Annotated in this window: 12 protein-coding genes and 1 rRNA gene; 5 read left to right on the top strand and 8 right to left on the bottom strand. The window is 73.3% G+C overall.

Annotated features, from left to right (window positions below; translation table 11 throughout):
• Positions 1-63 precede the first annotated feature (63 nt).
• Both ABGB16_RS25580 and ABGB16_RS25575 read left to right on the top strand, forming a co-directional pair.
• Complete coding sequence (locus tag ABGB16_RS25580; protein WP_347670635.1) at positions 64-1,692, top strand: hypothetical protein; 1,629 nt, start codon at positions 64-66, stop codon at positions 1,690-1,692.
• Between the two features lie 91 nt (positions 1,693-1,783).
• Positions 1,784-2,416 carry a hypothetical protein gene (locus ABGB16_RS25575; protein WP_347670634.1) on the top strand — a complete coding sequence of 211 codons (633 nt, stop codon included), beginning with the start codon at positions 1,784-1,786 and terminating at the stop codon, positions 2,414-2,416.
• A gap of 155 nt (positions 2,417-2,571) precedes the next feature.
• On the opposite strand, the gene ABGB16_RS25570 is transcribed toward ABGB16_RS25575, so the two are convergent.
• The 3 genes from ABGB16_RS25570 to ABGB16_RS25560 form a co-directional block, all read right to left on the bottom strand.
• Positions 2,572-3,273, bottom strand: coding sequence for a lysophospholipid acyltransferase family protein (locus ABGB16_RS25570; protein WP_347670633.1), 702 nt, complete (start codon positions 3,271-3,273; stop codon positions 2,572-2,574).
• 165 nt (positions 3,274-3,438) lie between these two features.
• Positions 3,439-6,630: an isoleucine--tRNA ligase gene (gene ileS / locus ABGB16_RS25565; RefSeq protein ID WP_347670632.1), complete on the bottom strand. Its 3,192-nt coding sequence runs from the start codon at positions 6,628-6,630 to the stop codon at positions 3,439-3,441.
• Between the two features lie 382 nt (positions 6,631-7,012).
• On the bottom strand, positions 7,013-8,584 hold the full coding sequence (locus ABGB16_RS25560; RefSeq protein ID WP_347670631.1) for an alkaline phosphatase D family protein: 1,572 nt from the start codon (positions 8,582-8,584) through the stop codon (positions 7,013-7,015).
• A 237-nt stretch (positions 8,585-8,821) separates the two neighbouring features.
• Between ABGB16_RS25560 and ABGB16_RS25555 the strand changes: the two genes are divergently transcribed.
• Complete coding sequence (locus ABGB16_RS25555; RefSeq protein WP_347670630.1) at positions 8,822-9,262, top strand: carboxymuconolactone decarboxylase family protein; 441 nt, start codon at positions 8,822-8,824, stop codon at positions 9,260-9,262.
• Positions 9,263-9,323: 61 nt separating this feature from the next.
• Here ABGB16_RS25555 and ndk read toward each other — a convergent pair whose 3' ends face one another.
• Positions 9,324-9,749 (bottom strand): nucleoside-diphosphate kinase, encoded by a 426-nt coding sequence (ndk, locus tag ABGB16_RS25550; RefSeq protein WP_347670629.1) that lies wholly within the window; start codon positions 9,747-9,749, stop codon positions 9,324-9,326.
• 143 nt (positions 9,750-9,892) lie between these two features.
• Between ndk and ABGB16_RS25545 the strand changes: the two genes are divergently transcribed.
• Positions 9,893-11,164 (top strand): VOC family protein, encoded by a 1,272-nt coding sequence (locus tag ABGB16_RS25545; RefSeq protein ID WP_347670628.1) that lies wholly within the window; start codon positions 9,893-9,895, stop codon positions 11,162-11,164.
• Between the two features lie 57 nt (positions 11,165-11,221).
• Here ABGB16_RS25545 and ABGB16_RS25540 read toward each other — a convergent pair whose 3' ends face one another.
• From ABGB16_RS25540 to ABGB16_RS25530, 3 genes are all read right to left on the bottom strand, one after another.
• Positions 11,222-11,701 (bottom strand): DUF4233 domain-containing protein, encoded by a 480-nt coding sequence (locus tag ABGB16_RS25540; protein WP_347670627.1) that lies wholly within the window; start codon positions 11,699-11,701, stop codon positions 11,222-11,224.
• Positions 11,698-12,969, bottom strand: coding sequence for a folylpolyglutamate synthase/dihydrofolate synthase family protein (locus ABGB16_RS25535; protein ID WP_347670656.1), 1,272 nt, complete (start codon positions 12,967-12,969; stop codon positions 11,698-11,700). The genes ABGB16_RS25540 and ABGB16_RS25535 overlap by 4 nt, the downstream gene beginning before the upstream one ends.
• A gap of 68 nt (positions 12,970-13,037) precedes the next feature.
• Complete coding sequence (locus tag ABGB16_RS25530) at positions 13,038-15,656, bottom strand: valine--tRNA ligase (protein ID WP_347670626.1); 2,619 nt, start codon at positions 15,654-15,656, stop codon at positions 13,038-13,040.
• A gap of 69 nt (positions 15,657-15,725) precedes the next feature.
• Here ABGB16_RS25530 and ABGB16_RS25525 point away from each other — a divergent pair, with 69 nt between their 5' ends.
• A complete protein-coding gene (locus ABGB16_RS25525) occupies positions 15,726-16,409 on the top strand; it encodes a hypothetical protein (protein WP_347670625.1) in 684 nt (227 codons plus the stop codon).
• A gap of 225 nt (positions 16,410-16,634) precedes the next feature.
• Here the strand turns inward: ABGB16_RS25525 and rrf are convergent.
• A 5S ribosomal RNA gene (rrf, locus tag ABGB16_RS25520) occupies positions 16,635-16,751 on the bottom strand.
• Positions 16,752-16,761 lie beyond the last annotated feature (10 nt).

Raw genomic sequence — 16,761 nt, 5'->3', positions numbered from 1 at the left:
CGGGATCGCCGTCGCTGGCACGCCGGTACTAACCTCGGACCGGCGCGAGAGGAGAATGCCGCGATGCCGCACCCGCAGCCGGGAGCAGACCGGCCGGCCGACGGGGGCACCCCGGCCGGCGGCCGGGACCGGGATCCGGCGGTCGACGAGGAGTCGACGCCCTCCCCCGTACCGTCGACCGACCCGCCCGAGCCGGGCCGGGCGGACGCCGCCGAACCTGCCCCGGACGCCTCCCCGGGCGAGCCGGGCGCAAGCACGCCGGACGGCGTGGCCGGGCCGGAACCGACAAAGGTCGACGGCGCGCCCCCGTCCCCAGCCGCCGCTGCGGGGCCCGAGCCGACCAAGGTCGACGCCAGGCCGTCCCCGGCCGGCGGCGGCGCGCCCGAACCGACCAAGATCGACGCCAGGCCGTCCCCGGCCGGCGGCGGCGCGCCCGAACCGACCAAGATCGACGCCAAGCCGTCCCCGGCCGGCAGCGGCGCGCCCGAACCGACCAAGATCGACGCCGGACCGAATCGGACGACCGTCGAACCCGAACCGCCCGCGCCGCGCTGGAGCGGGTCCGCCCCGGTCCCGCCGCCACCGCCGCGCCGCCGGAGCTGGGGCGAGTCGGCGGAGCCCACCCCGCCCCCGCCCGCGCCGGTCGGGCACCGCCCGTTGCCGCCGCCGGAGAGCCAGGTCCCGGTGGACCCGTGGGCCGGCGTGGACACCGGCAGCTGGGACCTGCACGGCGTCGAACTGCCGCCGCTGCCCCCACCGCCGCCGACGCCGCCGACGCGCCCGTATTCGACGCCGACGCCGCCGACGCCGCCCACGCGCCCGTATCCGGCGCCGGCCGTCCACCCGGTCACGCCGTCGCAGCCGGCCCGCCCGGTGTCCCCGCCACCGGCCCTGTACCCGGTCTCCCCGCCGCCCGTGGCCCGGCCGGTCTCGCCGCCGCCGGCCCTGTACCCGGTCTCGCCGCCGCCCGTGGCCCGGCCGCTGCCGCCGGCACCGGCCCCCCCGCCGGCACCGGCTCACCCAGTGCCCGCGCCGCCGGCCCGTCTGCCGAAGCAGCGCCGGGCCGCTCCGCCGGTCGCGCCGCCGCCCGGGCCCCAGGGGCCCTCCGGGTACGCCAAACCCCGCCGGCGCCGCCGGCGCTGGCCGTGGGTGCTGCTGCTCAGCATCGCCTGCTGCTGCGGCTGCCCGGCGTACTGGGCCAAGCCGATGTGGGAGCAGTACCCGGCGGACGCCGCGCTGCCGCAGCGGATCGACGATCTGACGCTGCGCGACGACGCCCACAGCCGGGCCGCGGCGAAGGAACTGCGGGCCGAGGTACGCGAGACGTACCTGCTGGCGGAGGACACCTTCGCCGGGGTGTACGCCTCGCCGACGGGCAAGCCGGTGACGGTGTTCGGCGGCACGGGGTTCCGGATCAGCCCGGAGAGCGACGCCGACGACGAGATGGCCCGGCTGAAGGAATCCTTCCAGCTCGGGGAGTCGCAGGTGGTGGAGACGAACGTGCGGGGCCGGTTCGAGCGCTGCGCCGTCGGCTCCTCCGAGAACCGGGACGTGGTGGTCTGCACCTCGGTCGACCACGGCAGCCTCACCACGGGCGTGTTCATCCAACTCTCCGTGGACGACAGCGCCCGGCTGCTGAAGAGCATGCGCGCGCAGATCATCACGCGGGACGGGACCGCCGCCGCGAGCTGACGCCGGTGGCCCGCCGAACGGGCCACCGGCGCTCGGAGAATTTCTCGCCTTCACCTGACGCGGAACCCGGTTACGGGGTCACAATCGGGACATGCCGCGGCGTTGGCTCTTCGCCGTGGTCGCCCAGCTCGGCGGCGCGGTGCCGCAGCGCCGAGAGGACCAGGTTGGCTGGCGGTGCAGCAACGAGTTGGGCGCGCGGGGGTCGGTGCCCCGCTGGTTCCGGGAGCTGGACGCCGACGCGGTGGGGGCGCGCTGCCTGGCCGACGTGCTGGCCGGGGTGCGTGACCGTGGCTGGGTGGACCACATCCCCCGGCTGATGGTGCTCGGCAACTACGCCCTGCAACGCGGCTGGCGGCCGGCGGAGCTGGTGGAGTGGTTCCACACCAGCTTCGTCGACGGGTACGAGTGGGTGATGACGGCCAACGTCGTCAGCATGAGCCAGTACGCCGACCTCGGCCGGATGACCACCAAGCCGTACGTCGCCAGCGGCGCGTACACCAACCGGATGAGCGACTACTGCGGCGGCTGCCGGTACGACCCGAGGAAACGACTCGGCGAGAAGGGCTGCCCGTACACGGCCGGCTACTGGGCCTTCCTGGACCGCAACCGGGACCGGATACCGCCCAACGCGCGGATGGCCCGCACGATGAAGCAGCTGGAACGCCTCACCGACGTCGCCGAGGTCGTCGCGCAGGAGAGGGAGCGCGGCAGCGACCCGCCGTGACGCGGGCCGCCCGGGGCCGTTCCCGGCACGCCGGGCCAGACCCGGAATGCCCGGCTCAGACCCCGGACGCCGGGCTCAGGACCCGGGTGCCGGGCTCAGACCCCGGACGCCGGGCTCAGGACCCGGACGCCGGGCTCAGGACCCGGACGCCGGGCTCAGACCCCGACCGGTGGCTCGCCGGCGACCGGCGCCTTGGCGCGCGGCGGGGCGTACCGCGGGACGTACTCCTGACCGGTGAGCTTCTGGATCTCGCTCATCACCTCGTCGGTCATCTCCCGCAGCGAGGTCCGGTCGCCCGCGCGGTCGGTGAAGTCCAGCGGCTTGCCGAACCGCACGATGATCTCGGCCTTGCCCGGTCGGGGCACCCGCACCCCGATCGGCTGGGCCTTGTCGGTGCCGATCATGCCCACCGGGATGATCGGCACGCCGGCGGCCACGGCGAGCCGGGCCGCTCCCGTACGCCCGCGGTAGAGCCGGCCGTCCGGCGAGCGCGTGCCCTCGGGGTAGACGGCGACCAGGTCACCGGCCTTGAGCACGGGGATCGCCGCGTCGAACGCCGACAGCGCCGCCCGCCCGCCGGCCCGCTCGACCGGGATCGCCCCCAGGCCGGTGAGCACGAACTTGGAGAACGCGCCCTTGAGGCCGGTGCCCTTGAAGTACTCCGACTTGGCCCAGAACGCCAGGTGCCGGGGCACGACCGTACCGAGGAAGAGCTCGTCGGCGACGGAGAGGTGATTGCCCGCGAAGATGGCCCCGCCGGTCGCTGGGATGTGCTCCAACCCCTCCACGGTCGGTCGGAAGGCCAACCGGAGCGTGGGGCCCACGGTGTGCTTGCCGATGGTGTAGAGCAGCGGCACTGGTCCTCCGGCGGTCGTGCTGGTACGGGCGCTGTCACGTTAGCCGACGCCGCCACGCCGGCCCGAGCGGGTGTTGCGCGACCCACCCCGCGAGCGTTCCGGCGCTCGCGGGCGTCGGCGGTGGTCAGGAGGGACCCCCTCACGGAGGGAGTCCCTCCTGGCATCTCATACCCGGCGGACGGCCACCGTCACAGGTTCGCCCTCGCCGACCTCGCCCGCGAAGCCGTCGACGCCGTCGGCGAAGTCGACCATCTCGGCCAGCACCTCCCCGGCGACGAAGTCACGGTACGCCGACACCGCGGCCCGCACCTCTTCGGACGCCGACAGCGCCACCACGATCCGGTCCGACACGTCCAGGTCGGCGTCCCGGCGGGCCTGCTGCACCACCCGGACGACGTCCCGGGCCAGCCCCTCGGCGGCCAACTCCGGGGTGACCTCGGTGTCCAGCACCACCACGCCCTCGCCACCGGGCAGCGGCGCGGAGTGCTCGGCGTCGGCGGCGACCAGGCGCAGCTCGTACTCGCCCTCGGCGAGGGTGACCCCGGCGGCCACGGGGGCGCCGTCGACCAGCTCCCACTCCCCCGCCTTGACCGCCTTGATCACCTGCTGCACCTGCTTGCCGACCCGGGGACCGAGCGCCCGGGGCACCACGGTCAGCACCTGCTGGCAGTACGCGGACACCTCGCCGGTGAACTCGACCGCCTTCACGTTGACCTCGTCGGCGACCAGGTCGGCGAACGGGCGCAGCTGCGCCGCCGCCGGCGAGGCCACCGTCAGCCGCGCCAGCGGCAGCCGCACCCGTAGGCCCTTCGCCTTGCGCAGCGACAGCGCCGCCGAGCAGACGTCCCGGGTGGCGTCCATGGCGGCCACCAGCTCGTGGTCGGCCGGGAAATGCTCGGCCGCCGGCCAGTCGGTCAGGTGCACCGACCGCTCCCCGGTCAGGCCGCGCCAGATCTCCTCCGCGGTCAGCGGCGCCAGCGGCGCCACCACCCGGCACAGCGTCTCCAGCACCGTCCAGAGGGTGTCGAACGCGTCGGCGTCGCCCGCCCAGAACCGGTCGCGGGAGCGGCGGACGTACCAGTTGGTCAGGGCGTCCAGGAAGGACCGCACGGTGGCGCAGGCGCCGGAGATGTCGTACGCGTCCAACTGGCCCTGCACGGTCGTGACCAGCTCGTTCGTCTTCGCCAGCACGTACCGGTCGAGCAGGTGCGTCGAGTCGGTGCGACGGCGGGCGGTGTAGGAGTCGGCGTTGGCGTACAGCGAGAAGAAGTACCAGACGTTCCACAGCGGCAGCAGCACCTGCCGGACGGCGTCCCGGATGCCCGCCTCGGTGACCGACATGTCCCCGCCGCGCAGCACCGGCGACGACATCAGCATCCAGCGCATCGCGTCGGAGCCGTACGAGTCGAAGACGTGGTACACGTCCGGGTAGTTGCGCAGGCTCTTGGACATCTTCCGCCCGTCGGAGCCGAGCAGGATGCCGTGGCTGAGGCAGTTGCGGAACGCCGGCCGGTCGAACAGCGCCGTGGCCAGCACGTGCATCGTGTAGAACCAGCCGCGGGTCTGCCCGATGTACTCGACGATGAAGTCGCCCGGGTAGTGGTTCTCGAACCAGTCGCGGTTCTCGAACGGGTAGTGCACCTGGGCGAACGGCATCGAGCCGGACTCGAACCAGCAGTCCAGCACCTCCGGCACCCGGCGCATCGTCGACTTCCCCGTCGGGTCGTCCGGGTTGGGGCGGACCAGCTCGTCCACCGCCGGCCGGTGCAGGTCGGTCAGCCGTACGCCGAAGTCCCGCTCCAGCTCCTCCAGCGAGCCGTACACGTCGACCCGCGGGTAGTTCGGGTCGTCGGACTTCCACACCGGGATCGGCGAGCCCCAGAACCGGTTCCGGCTGATCGACCAGTCACGGGCGTTGGCCAGCCACTTGCCGAACGAGCCGTCCTTGATGTGCCCGGGGGTCCAGTTGATCTGCTGGTTCAGCTCGACCATCCGGTCCCGGAACTTCGTCACCGCCACGAACCAGGACGACACCGCCTTGTAGACAAGCGGGGTGTCGCAGCGCCAGCAGTGCGGGTACGAGTGGGTGTAGGTGTCCTGCCGGAGCACCACCCCCCGCTCCTTCAGCTCGCGGATCACCGGCTTGTTGACGTCGAAGACCTGCTCGCCCTGGTACGGCGGGACCAGCGCCGTGAACCGGGTGTGGTCGTCCACGGTGACGATGGTGGGGATGCCGGCGGCGTTGCAGACGTTCTGGTCGTCCTCGCCGAAGGCCGGGGCCAGGTGGACGATCCCGGTGCCGTCCTCGGTGGTGACGAAGTCCGCGCCGAGCACCTGGTACGCGTTCTCCCCGGCCTGCTCGACGAGGAAGTCGAACAGCGGGGTGTAGCGGCGCCCGACCAGGTCGCGGCCGTGGACGGTGCCGACCCGCTCGTACCCCTCCAGCTCCTTGGCGTACGCGGCCAGCCGCGCCGCGCCCACCACGTACCGGGAGCCGTCGCGCTTCAGCACCGCGTACTCGATGTCCGGGCCGACGGCGAGCGCCAGGTTGGACGGCAGGGTCCACGGCGTGGTGGTCCAGACGCCCAGCTTCACCGCGCCGCGCACCGCCTCGGGCGCGGTCTCGTCCGGGGCCAGGTCGAACCAGACGGTCAGCGTCGGGTCGTGCCGGTCCCGGTAGACGTCGTCCATCCGGGTCTCGGTGTTCGACAGCGGCGTCTCGCAGCGCCAGCAGTACGCCAGCACCCGGAAGCCCTCGTAGACCAGACCCTTGTCGTGCAGGGTCCGGAAGGCCCACATGACGCTTTCCATGTAGTCCAGGTCGAGGGTCTTGTAGTCGTTGGCGAAGTCGACCCAGCGGGCCTGCCGGGTGACGTACCGCTCCCAGTCGTGGGTGAACTCCAGCACCGAGGTGCGGCACGCCTCGTTGAACCGGGCCACGCCCAGGTCGAGGATCTCCGCCTTGCTGGTGATGCCGAGCTGCTTCTCGGCCACCACCTCGGCGGGCAGGCCGTGGCAGTCCCAGCCGAAGCGCCGCTCCACCCGGCGCCCGCGCATGGTCTGGTAGCGCGGCACCACGTCCTTGACGTACCCGGTGAACAGGTGGCCGTAGTGCGGCAGGCCGTTGGCGAACGGCGGGCCGTCGTAGAAGACGTACTCGTTGTCGGCGGCGCGTGCGTCGCCGCCACCGACGGAGCCCGCTTCCTCCGGCCGCCGGGCGGAGGCCGGCCTGGCCTCGACGGACGCCTCGAAGGTCTTGTCGGCCGTCCAGTGCTCCAGGACCCGGCGCTCGACCGCGGGCAGGTCCGGGCTCGCCGGAACGCCGGCGGCGGTCGGGTCGTGCAACGGATAGGCCATCGGGGGTCGCTCTCCTCGCAGCTCACGCTCGTGTGGGTCTGCGAGGACGAGCCCGTTTCGGGTACGCCGTCCGGCGCCCCGGGCCAGGCCCGCGGTACCACCCCGCTTGACGGCCGAGATCGACCGCCCGCTCGTTGGCCGGCTGTGACGGGCCGGACCCGTCCGGTTCTACTGAGCCGGTCACCCGGCCGTTCTTCCGGAGGCTCACCGGTGATGGCCGGGTCGTCGCCTTACGGTGGTCAGAATACTCGACCTCCCCGGCCCACCGCCTCCGACTAATCACACCCGGGTGATCATGAGGTTGGCGGCACCAACGGAGATCGACATCGCCGTCAACCTCATGATCGACACGGGTCGGGGTGGGTCAGCGGGTCGGGGTGGGTCAGCGGGTGGGGGCGGGCAGGGTGGTGGTCCAGAGCGAGACGCCGTCCCGGTCGCGCAGGTGCACCGTGAACGCGCCCGACTCCCCGTCGATGCTCACCTCGCCGAAGTGCTGGAAGCCCTCACCCGGGGAGGTGTTGGCGCGCGGCGGGGCGTTCACGAAGACCGCCTGCGGGCCGAACGTGCCGTCCAGGGCGTTCGGGCCGAAGGCACCGGCGTGCGCCGGGCCGGAGACGAACTCCCAGAACGGGGTGAAGTCCCGTACCGCCGCCCGCGCCGGGTCGTAGTGGTGCGCCGCGGTGTAGTGCACGTCGGCGGTGAGGAACACGATGCCGGTCACCCCGGCCCGGTGCGCCGCGCCCAGCACCTCGGCGTACTCCAGTTCCCGGCCGGCGGGCGCACCCGGGTCGCCCTGCGCGACGCCCTCGTACGCGGCCGGCCCGTCCGGCACCACCACGCCGATCGGCAGGTCGTTGGCGATCACCTTCCAGGTCGCCCGGGACCGCTCCAGCTCCCGGATCAGCCACTCCCGCTGCTCCCGGCCGAGCAGGCCACGCTCCGGGTCGGCGTACGTGTTGCCGTCGTTCGGGTCCTTGTAGGTGCGCATGTCCAGCACGAAGACGTCCAGCAGCGGCCCGTACGACAGCTTCCGGTACAGCGGCCCGGCCGCCGGCACCGGCAGCCACTCGCGGTACGCCTGCCCGGCCCGCGCGGCGAGCACATCCACCCGCTTCTCGGTGTACCGAGCGTCGGTGAGGATCTCCCCCGGGTACCAGTTGTTGGTCACCTCGTGGTCGTCCCACTGGATGACCTGCGGGACCTCGGCGACGAACGCCCGCAGGTGCTCGTCGAGCAGGTTGTACGCGAACTGCCCCCGATACTCCGCGAGGGTCTCGGCGACCTTGGTCTTCTCCGGGGTGACCAGGTTGCGCCAGATCCGGCCGTCGGGCAGGGCCACCGTCTCGGCGAGCGGCCCGTCGGCGTACACGTAGTCGCCGCTGCACAGGAAGAAGTCCGGCCGGACGCGCCGCATCGACTCGAAGATCTTCATCCCGCCGAAGTTCGGGTCGATGCCCCAGCCCTGCCCGGCGACGTCACCGGTCCAGACGAACCGCACGTCGCGGCGCTGCTGCCGGGCCGGGGCGGTGGTGAACGAACCGGCCAGGGGCTCGCTGCGCACCCCGTGCCCGTCCAGGCTCTCCACCGACACGCGGTAGTGCAGTCGCTCCCCGCTGGGCAGACCGGACAGCCGGACCCGGCCGGTGAAGTCGCCGGACGGGTCGAGCACCGGGCCACGCAGCACCCGCGCGCCGCGCAGGTCCGGACGGCGGCTCACCTCCACCCACAGCCGGCCCGGCCGGTCGGCCCGGGTCCACACCAGCGCCGATTCGGCCGTCACGTCACCGCTCTGCACACCGTGGGTGAGCACCGGGCGGCCGGACGCCCGCAAAGCCGGCGCGCCGACCGTCGGCACGGCCCCGGCACCGGAGCCGCCGAGCAGCGCGCCACCCGCCAGGCCCGCGCCGGTCGCCAGGCCGGCGCGCAGCAGGGTACGTCGATCGAGAGAAGTCATCTGTCCCCTCCAGGGAAGTCGGTCACCAGTGGTGTACCGGGGACAGGTGAGGTCCGGCCGCGACCCGGATGACCAGCGGGGGAAGGTCGGCTGACCAGTTATGGACCGCCACGCGCGGCGGCCCGGCCACGGTCTCCCGCCACGCCGGCGGCATGACCGGCGTCACATCCGGACCCGTCACACCCCGCCCCTGCATCCCGTCCTCAGGAATGCAGGCCCTCGACATGGGAGGAAACGATGAGTCGGATCGACATGGCGGCGCTGGCGCCGGAGGCGTTGCAGGCGGTGCTGGGGCTGGAGAAGTACGTCCGGGCGAACGTCGAGCACACCGTGCTGGAGCTGGTGAAGCTGCGCGCCTCGATGCTGAACGGCTGCGCGTACTGCGTCGACCTGCACAGCCGGGACGCCCTCTCGGCGGGCGAGTCCAGCCGGCGGCTGTTCGCCGTGGCCGCGTGGCGGGAGGCGCCGTTCTTCGACGAGCGGGAGCGCGCCGCCCTGGCGCTCACCGACGCGGTCACCCGGCTCGGCGAGCACGGGGTGCCCGACGACGTCTGGGACGCCGCCGCGAAGGTCTGGTCGGAGAAGGAGCTGACGGACCTGGTGGTGGCGATCGCCACGATCAACGTGTGGAACCGGATCGCCGTGACCAGCCGGAAGCAACCCCCGGCGCAGGTGTGACGGCGGGGCCGCCGGGCCGGGTGGGCCGATCAGTCGGCCACCCGGCCGGCGGCCCGTGGGGTCAGCCCAGCTCGGGGAACCAGAGCGCGATCTCGCGCTTGGCGCTGTCCACCGAGTCGGAGGCGTGCACCAGGTTCTCGCGGTTCGACAGGGACAGGTCGCCGCGGATCGTGCCGGCGGCGGCCTTGCGGCCGTCGGTGCTGCCGATCATGCCCCGCACCACCTCGATCGCCTGGTCCCCGGAGAGCACCAGGGCGACCAGCGGCCCGCCGGTCATGAACGCCTTCAGGGGCGGGTAGAACGCCTTGTCGACGTGCTCGGCGTAGTGCTGGTCGGCGAACTCGCCGTCCATGGTCCGCGACTGCAGCGCGTCGATCCGCAGGCCCTTGCGCTCGAAGCGGGACAGGATCTCGCCGACCAGGCCACGGCGAACCGCGTCGGGCTTGATCAGCACGAGCGTGCGCTCGTCCGGGCTGCTGCTGGACACGCTGGTTTCCTCCTGTGCGCGGAATCCGGTTCGGCTGGGTACGGTCAGCCTATCGACCCGGTCCCGGCGCCGGCGCGGCGGCTGCTTCTTCCCCCGCTCGCCCCTCCGGCCTAGCCTGGCCCTTGACCCCTGGGAGGTCCACTGTGGCGAATGGCGGGAGCCGGCCCATCGCGCCGGTACGCAAGCTCATCGCAGCCGTGCTGGGCACCGTGGCGACCTTCGTGCTGCTGTTCGGGCTGGGCATGACGAGTTGGGCGATCGTGGCGCTGGGCGCGGCGCTGCTGGTGCTGGCGATCGCGCTGGCCACCGTACGCGGCGGCGGCCGTACCTGGGTCGTCGGCGTCGGCCATGTGCACAGCGCCTCCGAGCCGCCCACCGCGTACGCCTTCGGCCGCTGCGAGCTCCAGATCGTCATCGACGCGCCGGGGCTGCCGCCGAGGTCCAAGAAGCTCATCGAGCCGCGGGTGCCGGTGGCGAAGTGGCCCTCGGTCGGGCAGACCCTGCCGATCCGGGTGGCCCTGGACGACCAGCGGCACGTCCGCGTCCTCTGGGACGAGGTGCCCACCCACACGGAGACGGCCGCCGCCGCGGCGGCCGACCTGCCGCCCGAGTACGCCGGGGCGGAGCCGATCGACGAGCTGCTCATCCAGCAGGAGGCCCCGCCGTGGGTCGACCGCCCGGACGACGACTTCCACGACGACCTGCGGGACGCGCCCGCGCCCGAGCCGCTGCGCGACGACCTCGGCCCGCTGCCGGAGCAGCGGGAACCGGTCGTGGTGCACCAGCGCCCGGGCGGCCCGGTCGTGCTGGAGGGCACGGTGGTGGAGCCCGCCGCGGGTCCGCTGCCCCGCCGCGCCACCACCCCCGGCCCCCGCCCGCCCGCCGAGGAACGGTTCGACGACGCCCCGGCCGACCCGATCGACGTGCCGCTGGACGACCCGACCCTGCAACCGGAGCCGGAGCTGCGCGCCGACCAGCTGGACGAGGCCATCTTCGGCTACGACCCGGAGGCCGAGCCCGTCGACGCCGCGGCCGGGTTCAGCGGGGTCGGCATCACCATGCTGGTCACCCGGCTGGACCGCGCACTGGAGTTCTACCGGGACGTGCTCGGCTTCGAGGAGGTCGACCGGGGCTCCGGCAACGCCGTGCTCGCCTCCGGGGCGACCCGGCTGGTGCTCCGCGAGGTCACCGGCGCCGCCCCGATCAGCCGCCGCCTCGTGCACGTCAACCTCGAGGTCGACGACATCCAGGGCGCGTACGAGCGGCTGCGCGACTCCGGCGTCCGCTTCACGTACGCCCCCCGGGTGGTCAACCGGGGCAGCAGGCTGGAGGTGTGGGCGGCGGCCTTCCGTGACCCGGACGGCCACGGCGTCGCTCTCACCCAGTGGCGCACCCGCGCCGACGCCGACGCGTGAGGAAGGGGCCCCTGCCGACGCGTTCCGTGTGGCAGGGGCCCCTCCTGGCATCCCGGCTCAGCCGAGGATCACCCGCCGCACGTGCAGCGCGTACGCCCAGACCAGGGAGAAGATGACCCCCAGCGCGAACAGCGACCAGTGCAGCAGGCCCGAGAGCAGCAACGCCCCCTGGAGCACGGTGCCGGCGTGCCAGGCCCACGGGCGGCGCATCATGCCGGCGAGCACCACCGCCGCCACGGCCAGCGTCACGATCGCCGCGATGGCGGCACCGCCCAGCTCCCCGCCGACCAGCCGGATCGGCTGGATGGCCAGCAGCAGCACCAGCGCCTCCAGGGCGAGCGTGCCCCCGCCCAGGCCACGCACCGCCCCCGCCGGATTGCGCAGCCCGGAGCGCCGCTGCCCGGGCGCGCCATCACCGGCCGGGCCGGCAGAGCCGGCCGGCTCCCGGGGGCCGGGCGCGGTCGCCGTGCCGTCCTCCGCCGGGGCGCCAGGCACCCCGGCACCACCCGCGGGACGGTCGTCGTCGGGGCCGGTCATCGCTTGAGCAGCCGGCGGGCGTCGGCCACGGTCACCACCGACCCGGTGATCAGTACGCCGACCCCGGCCAGCTCGCCGGGCACGTCGGTCTCGGCCTGCGCCACCGCCGCCTCGATCGCGTCGGGCATCTCCTCGGCCACCTCCACCCGGTCCGGCCCGAAGACCTCCCGGGCCAGCGCCGCCAGCTCGTCGGCCGGCATCGCCCGCGGCGAGCTGTTGCGGGTCACCACCAGCGAGTCGAGCACGGGCTCCAGCAGCTCCAGCAGGCTGGCCGCGTCCTTGTCGCCGAGCACGGCGAGCACGCCCACCAGCTTGGAGAACGCGAACTCCTCCTGCAACGCGGCGACCGTGGCGGTCATCCCGTGCGGGTTGTGCGCGCCGTCGAGCAGGATGGTCGGCGCGGTGCGCACCTTCTCCAGCCGGCCGGGCGAGCTGGCCGCGGCGAAGCCCTCCCGTACGGTCTCGACGTCGAGCTGCCGCCGCGCCCCCGCCCCCAGGAACGCCTCCACGGCGGCGAGCGCCACGGCCGCGTTCTGCGCCTGGTGGGCGCCGTGCAGCGGGAGGAACACCTCCTCGTACACCCCGCCGAGCCCCTGGATGCTCAGCACCTGGCCGCCGACGGCCACGGACCGGCGCAGCACGCCGAACTCCGCGCCCTCCCGGGCGACGGTGGCCCCGACCTCGGCGCAGCGTTCCAGGATCGGCCGGGCGGCCTCCTCCTCCTGCGCCGCGCAGATCACCGTGGCGCCCTTGTGGATGATCCCGGCCTTGTGCAGGGCGATGTCCTGGAGCGTGTCGCCCAGCCACTCGGTGTGGTCCAACCCGATCGGGGTGAGCACCGCCACCCCGGCCTGGACCACGTTCGTCGAGTCCTCCGCGCCGCCCAGGCCCACCTCGACCACGGCCACGTCCACGGGGGCGTCCGCGAACGTCGCGAACGCCAGCGCGGTGGTCATGTCGAAGTACGTCAGCGGCTCGGCCGACCGCTGGTCGACCAGCTCGGCCAGCTGGGCCACCTCGCGGTACGTGGCCACGAAGCGTTCCTCGCTGACCGGTTCGCCGTCCAGGCTGATCCGCTCCCGCACGGTCTCCAGGTGCGGGCTGGTGTAGCGGCCGGTGTGCAGCCCGAACGCCCGCAGCAGCGAGTCGATCATCCGGGCGGTCGAGGTCTTGCCGTTGGTCCCGGTCAGGTGGATCGACGGGTACGCCCGCTGCGGGTCGCCGAGCAGGTCCAGCAGCGAGGAGATGCGGTCCAGCTCGAAGACCATGCGGGTGAACCCGCGCGCCGCCAACTCGGCGTCGACGGCGGCGAACTCCGTACGGTCGGTGCGATCGGTCACGAGGGCAGCGCCTCCAGTGCGGCGTCGATACGGACCAGGTCGGCCTCGGCGGTGGCGAGCCGGCCGCGGATCTTCGCGACCACCGGCTCCGGGGCCTTCCCGACGAACGCCGGGTTGTCGAGCTTGGCCCGGGCCTGGGCGACCTCCTTCTCGGCGGCCGCGCGGTCCTTGGTCAGCCGGGCCCGCTCCGCGGCCACGTCGATCGACCCCCGGGTGTCCAGCGCGACGCTGACCCCGCCGGGCATGGCGAGGGTGGCGCTGGCCTGGAAGTCGTCGCCGCCCTCGTCGAGCCGCACCAGCGAGCGGATCAGCCGCTCATGGCCGTCGATGCCCGCGTCGGTCAGGCCGTCGAGCCGCGCCGCCACCCGCTGGGTGGGCCGCAGACCCTGGTCCGACCGGAACCGCCGGATCTCGGTCACCACCCGCTGGACGGTGCCGACCTCGGCCTCCGCGGCGTCGTCGACCAGCGTACGGTCGGCGACCGGCCACGCGGCGGTCAGCACCGTCTCCCCGCCGGTCAGCGCGATCCACAGCTCGTCGGTGACGAACGGGATCACCGGGTGCAGCAGCCGCAGCAGCTGGTCCAGCACGTGCCCGAGCACCCGGCGGGTGACGTCTGCCGCCGGGCCGCCCTCGGCGAGCACCGGCTTGCTCAGCTCCACGTACCAGTCGCAGACGTCGTCCCAGGCGAAGTGGTACAGCAGGTCGCAGACCTTGGCGAACTCGTACGCCTCGAACTGCTCGTCCACCTCGGCGGCCACGTGCGCCAGGCGGGACAGGATCCACCGGTCCACGGTCGAGAGCCGCTCGGCCGCCGGCAGCGGCCCGTCGGTGTGGGCGCCGTTCATCAGCGCGAACCGGGTGGCGTTCCAGAGCTTGTTGCAGAAGTTGCGGGAGCCCTGGCACCAGTCCTCGCTGACCGGCACGTCCTGGCCGGGGTTGGCGCCCCGGGCCAGGGTGAACCGGGTGGCGTCCGCGCCGAACCGGTCGATCCAGTCCAGCGGGTCGACCACGTTGCCGAACGACTTGGACATCTTCTTGCCGTGCTCGTCGCGGACCATGCCGTGCAGGGCGACCACGTCGAACGGCTGCACGCCGTTCATCGCGTACAGGCCGAACATCATCATCCGGGCGACCCAGAAGAAGAGGATGTCGTAGCCGGTGACCAGGACGCTGGTCGGGTAGAACTTCGCCAGGTCCGGGGTCCGCTCCGGCCAGCCGAGGGTGGAGAACGGCCACAGCCCGCTGGAGAACCACGTGTCCAGGACGTCCTCGTCCTGGTGCCAGCCCTCGCCGGTGGGCGGCTGCTCGTCCGGCCCCACGCAGACGATCTCGCCGCCCGGGCCGTACCAGACCGGGATGCGGTGCCCCCACCACAGCTGTCGGGAGATGCACCAGTCGTGCATGTTGTCGACCCAGGCGAAGTACCGCTTGGCCAGCTCGGCCGGCTCGATCTTCACCCGGCCGTCGCGGACCGCGTCCCCGGCGGCCCTGGCCAGCGGTCCGGTCCGGACGAACCACTGCAGCGACAGCCGCGGCTCGACGGTCGTCTTGCACCGCGAGCAGTGCCCCACCGCGTGCACGTACGGCCGCTTCTCGGCCACGATGAGCCCCTGCTCGCGCAGCGCGGCGACGATCGCGGGCCGGGCCTCGTACCGGTCCAGGCCCTCGAACGGGCCGGGCGCGGTGATGACGCCCCGCTCGTCCATGATCGTCAGCGAGGGGAGGTCGTGGCGCTGGCCGATCTCGAAGTCGTTCGGGTCGTGCGCCGGGGTCACCTTGACCATGCCCGTGCCGAAGCTCGGGTCGACGTGCTCGTCGGCGACGATCGGGATGCGCCGGCCGGTGAGCGGCACGGCGACCTCGGTGCCGACCAGGTGCCGGTACCGCTCGTCGTCCGGGTGCACCGCCACGGCGGTGTCACCGAGCATCGTCTCGGCGCGGGTGGTGGCCACCACCACCTCGTCGCTGTACCGGATGGAGATCAGCTCGCCGTCGTCGTCGGTGTGCTCCACCTCGATGTCGGACAGGGCGGTGAGGCAGCGCGGGCACCAGTTGATGATCCGGTTGGCCCGGTAGATCAGGCCGTCGTCGTACAGCTTCTTGAACATCGTCTGCACGGCCTGGGACAGGCCCGCGTCCATGGTGAAGCGCTCGCGGTCCCAGTCGACCGCGTCGCCGAGCCGGCGCATCTGGCCCAGGATCGTGCCACCGGACTCGGCCTTCCACTGCCACACCCGCTCGATGAACTTCTCCCGGCCCAGGTCGTGGCGGGACAGGCCCTGTCCGGCGAGCTGCCGCTCGACCACATTCTGGGTGGCGATGCCGGCGTGGTCCATGCCGGGCAGCCAGAGCGCCTCGTACCCCTGCATCCGCTTACGACGCACCAGCGCGTCCTGGACGGTGTGGTCGAGGGCGTGGCCCATGTGCAGCGAGCCGGTCACGTTCGGCGGCGGGATGACGATGGTGAACGGGGGCTTGTCGCTCTGCGCCGACGCCCGGAAGTGGCCGGCGGCTACCCACTGCTCGTACCGTCGCTGCTCTACCTCGCCGGGCTGGTACTGGCCGGCAAGGGTCGGGGCGTCGGGGCGTCGGGCATCCAGGTTCTCGGTCACCCTGAAAGTCTACGGAGCGCTTCGGCGGACCCGACGTGCGCCACCTGTCCTTCGCGTACGGTGTCGGCTATGTCCGACGCGCATCTCACCGGGCGTTCGCTCGCCGACGAACCGGAGCCGATCGACCTCACCGAGGAGCCGATCCAGCTCAGCAACCGGGACCCCGGGGACGAGGACGGGAAGCGCCGCCCCTGGTCCCGGCGCCGGCGGATCGTCCTGGGGGTGATCCTGGTCGCCGGCCTCGCCGGCGTCGGTGCGCTCGGCACCGCCGGCTGGCGGGTGGCGCAGCAGAAGGACGCACGGCTGACCGCCCCGGACACGGTCGCCGGCCTGCGGCGGGACGACAGCGAGCGCGCCCGGAGCACCGCCGACTACCTGCGCGACGGCCTGGCGGCCGACATCGAGCTGGATCGCAGCTTCGGCACGGTCTACCGGGACCCGGCGGACGAGAAGCGCTCGGTGCTCGTCTTCGGCGGCACCACCCTGCTCTGGCAGCCGGAGCGCGACCTGGACACGCTGTTCCGCCTCCTGGCCGACGAGACGGGGAAGGTCACCGGGGTGCACCGGGTCCCGGCCGGCCGGTTCGGCGGCGTGATGAAGTGTGGGACCACGAGCGGCGACGGGGGCGACTTCGCGGTCTGCGGCTGGGCGGACCACGGCAGCGTCGCCATGGCCATGTTCCCCAATCGCCCCGTGGACGCCTCCGGCGAGTTGATGCGCCGGCTCCGCGAGGGCATCCAGACCCGCTCCTGAGGCGCTCCTGAGGGGCTCCAGCCCGGCGCGTCCCGCCCGGAGCCCGGGGCCGTCCGTCCACCTCGGGGTCCGGGCGGGACGCCGACCCAGCCATGTCGCCGACATCGCGGCATCCCGCCGGCATCGTCCCCGCCATGCCGCCGACATCGCGCTGTCCCGCCCCGGCCGTCGACCCGGAAATGCGTTCAGGGCCACCCCAACCGGGGTGACCCTGAACGAAAGAATGTCCGGCGGTGTCCTACTCTCCCACACCCTCCCGAGTGCAGTACCATCGGCGCTGGAAGGCTTAGCTACCGGGTTCGGAATGTAACCGGGCGTTTCCCCTCCGCCATGACCGCCGTAACACTATCGA

Origin of the sequence: Micromonospora sp. B11E3 (genome assembly GCF_039871625.1) — a bacterium.
In the GTDB taxonomy this organism is placed as follows: domain Bacteria; phylum Actinomycetota; class Actinomycetes; order Mycobacteriales; family Micromonosporaceae; genus Micromonospora.
This window is presented reverse-complemented; position numbering and strand designations above follow the sequence as displayed.

Excerpts from the sequence above, each read along its gene's own strand:
- ABGB16_RS25580 (WP_347670635.1), top strand. The coding sequence starts at position 64 with ATGCCGCACCCGCAGCCGGGAGCAGACCGGCCGGCCGACGGGGGCACC.
- ABGB16_RS25575 (WP_347670634.1), top strand. The coding sequence starts at position 1,784 with ATGCCGCGGCGTTGGCTCTTCGCCGTGGTCGCCCAGCTCGGCGGCGCG.
- ileS (WP_347670632.1), bottom strand. The coding sequence starts at position 6,630 with ATGGCCTATCCGTTGCACGACCCGACCGCCGCCGGCGTTCCGGCGAGC.
- ABGB16_RS25560 (WP_347670631.1), bottom strand. The coding sequence starts at position 8,584 with ATGACTTCTCTCGATCGACGTACCCTGCTGCGCGCCGGCCTGGCGACC.
- ABGB16_RS25555 (WP_347670630.1), top strand. The coding sequence starts at position 8,822 with ATGAGTCGGATCGACATGGCGGCGCTGGCGCCGGAGGCGTTGCAGGCG.
- ABGB16_RS25540 (WP_347670627.1), bottom strand. The coding sequence starts at position 11,701 with ATGACCGGCCCCGACGACGACCGTCCCGCGGGTGGTGCCGGGGTGCCT.
- ABGB16_RS25535 (WP_347670656.1), bottom strand. The coding sequence starts at position 12,969 with ATGGTCTTCGAGCTGGACCGCATCTCCTCGCTGCTGGACCTGCTCGGC.
- ABGB16_RS25525 (WP_347670625.1), top strand. The coding sequence starts at position 15,726 with ATGTCCGACGCGCATCTCACCGGGCGTTCGCTCGCCGACGAACCGGAG.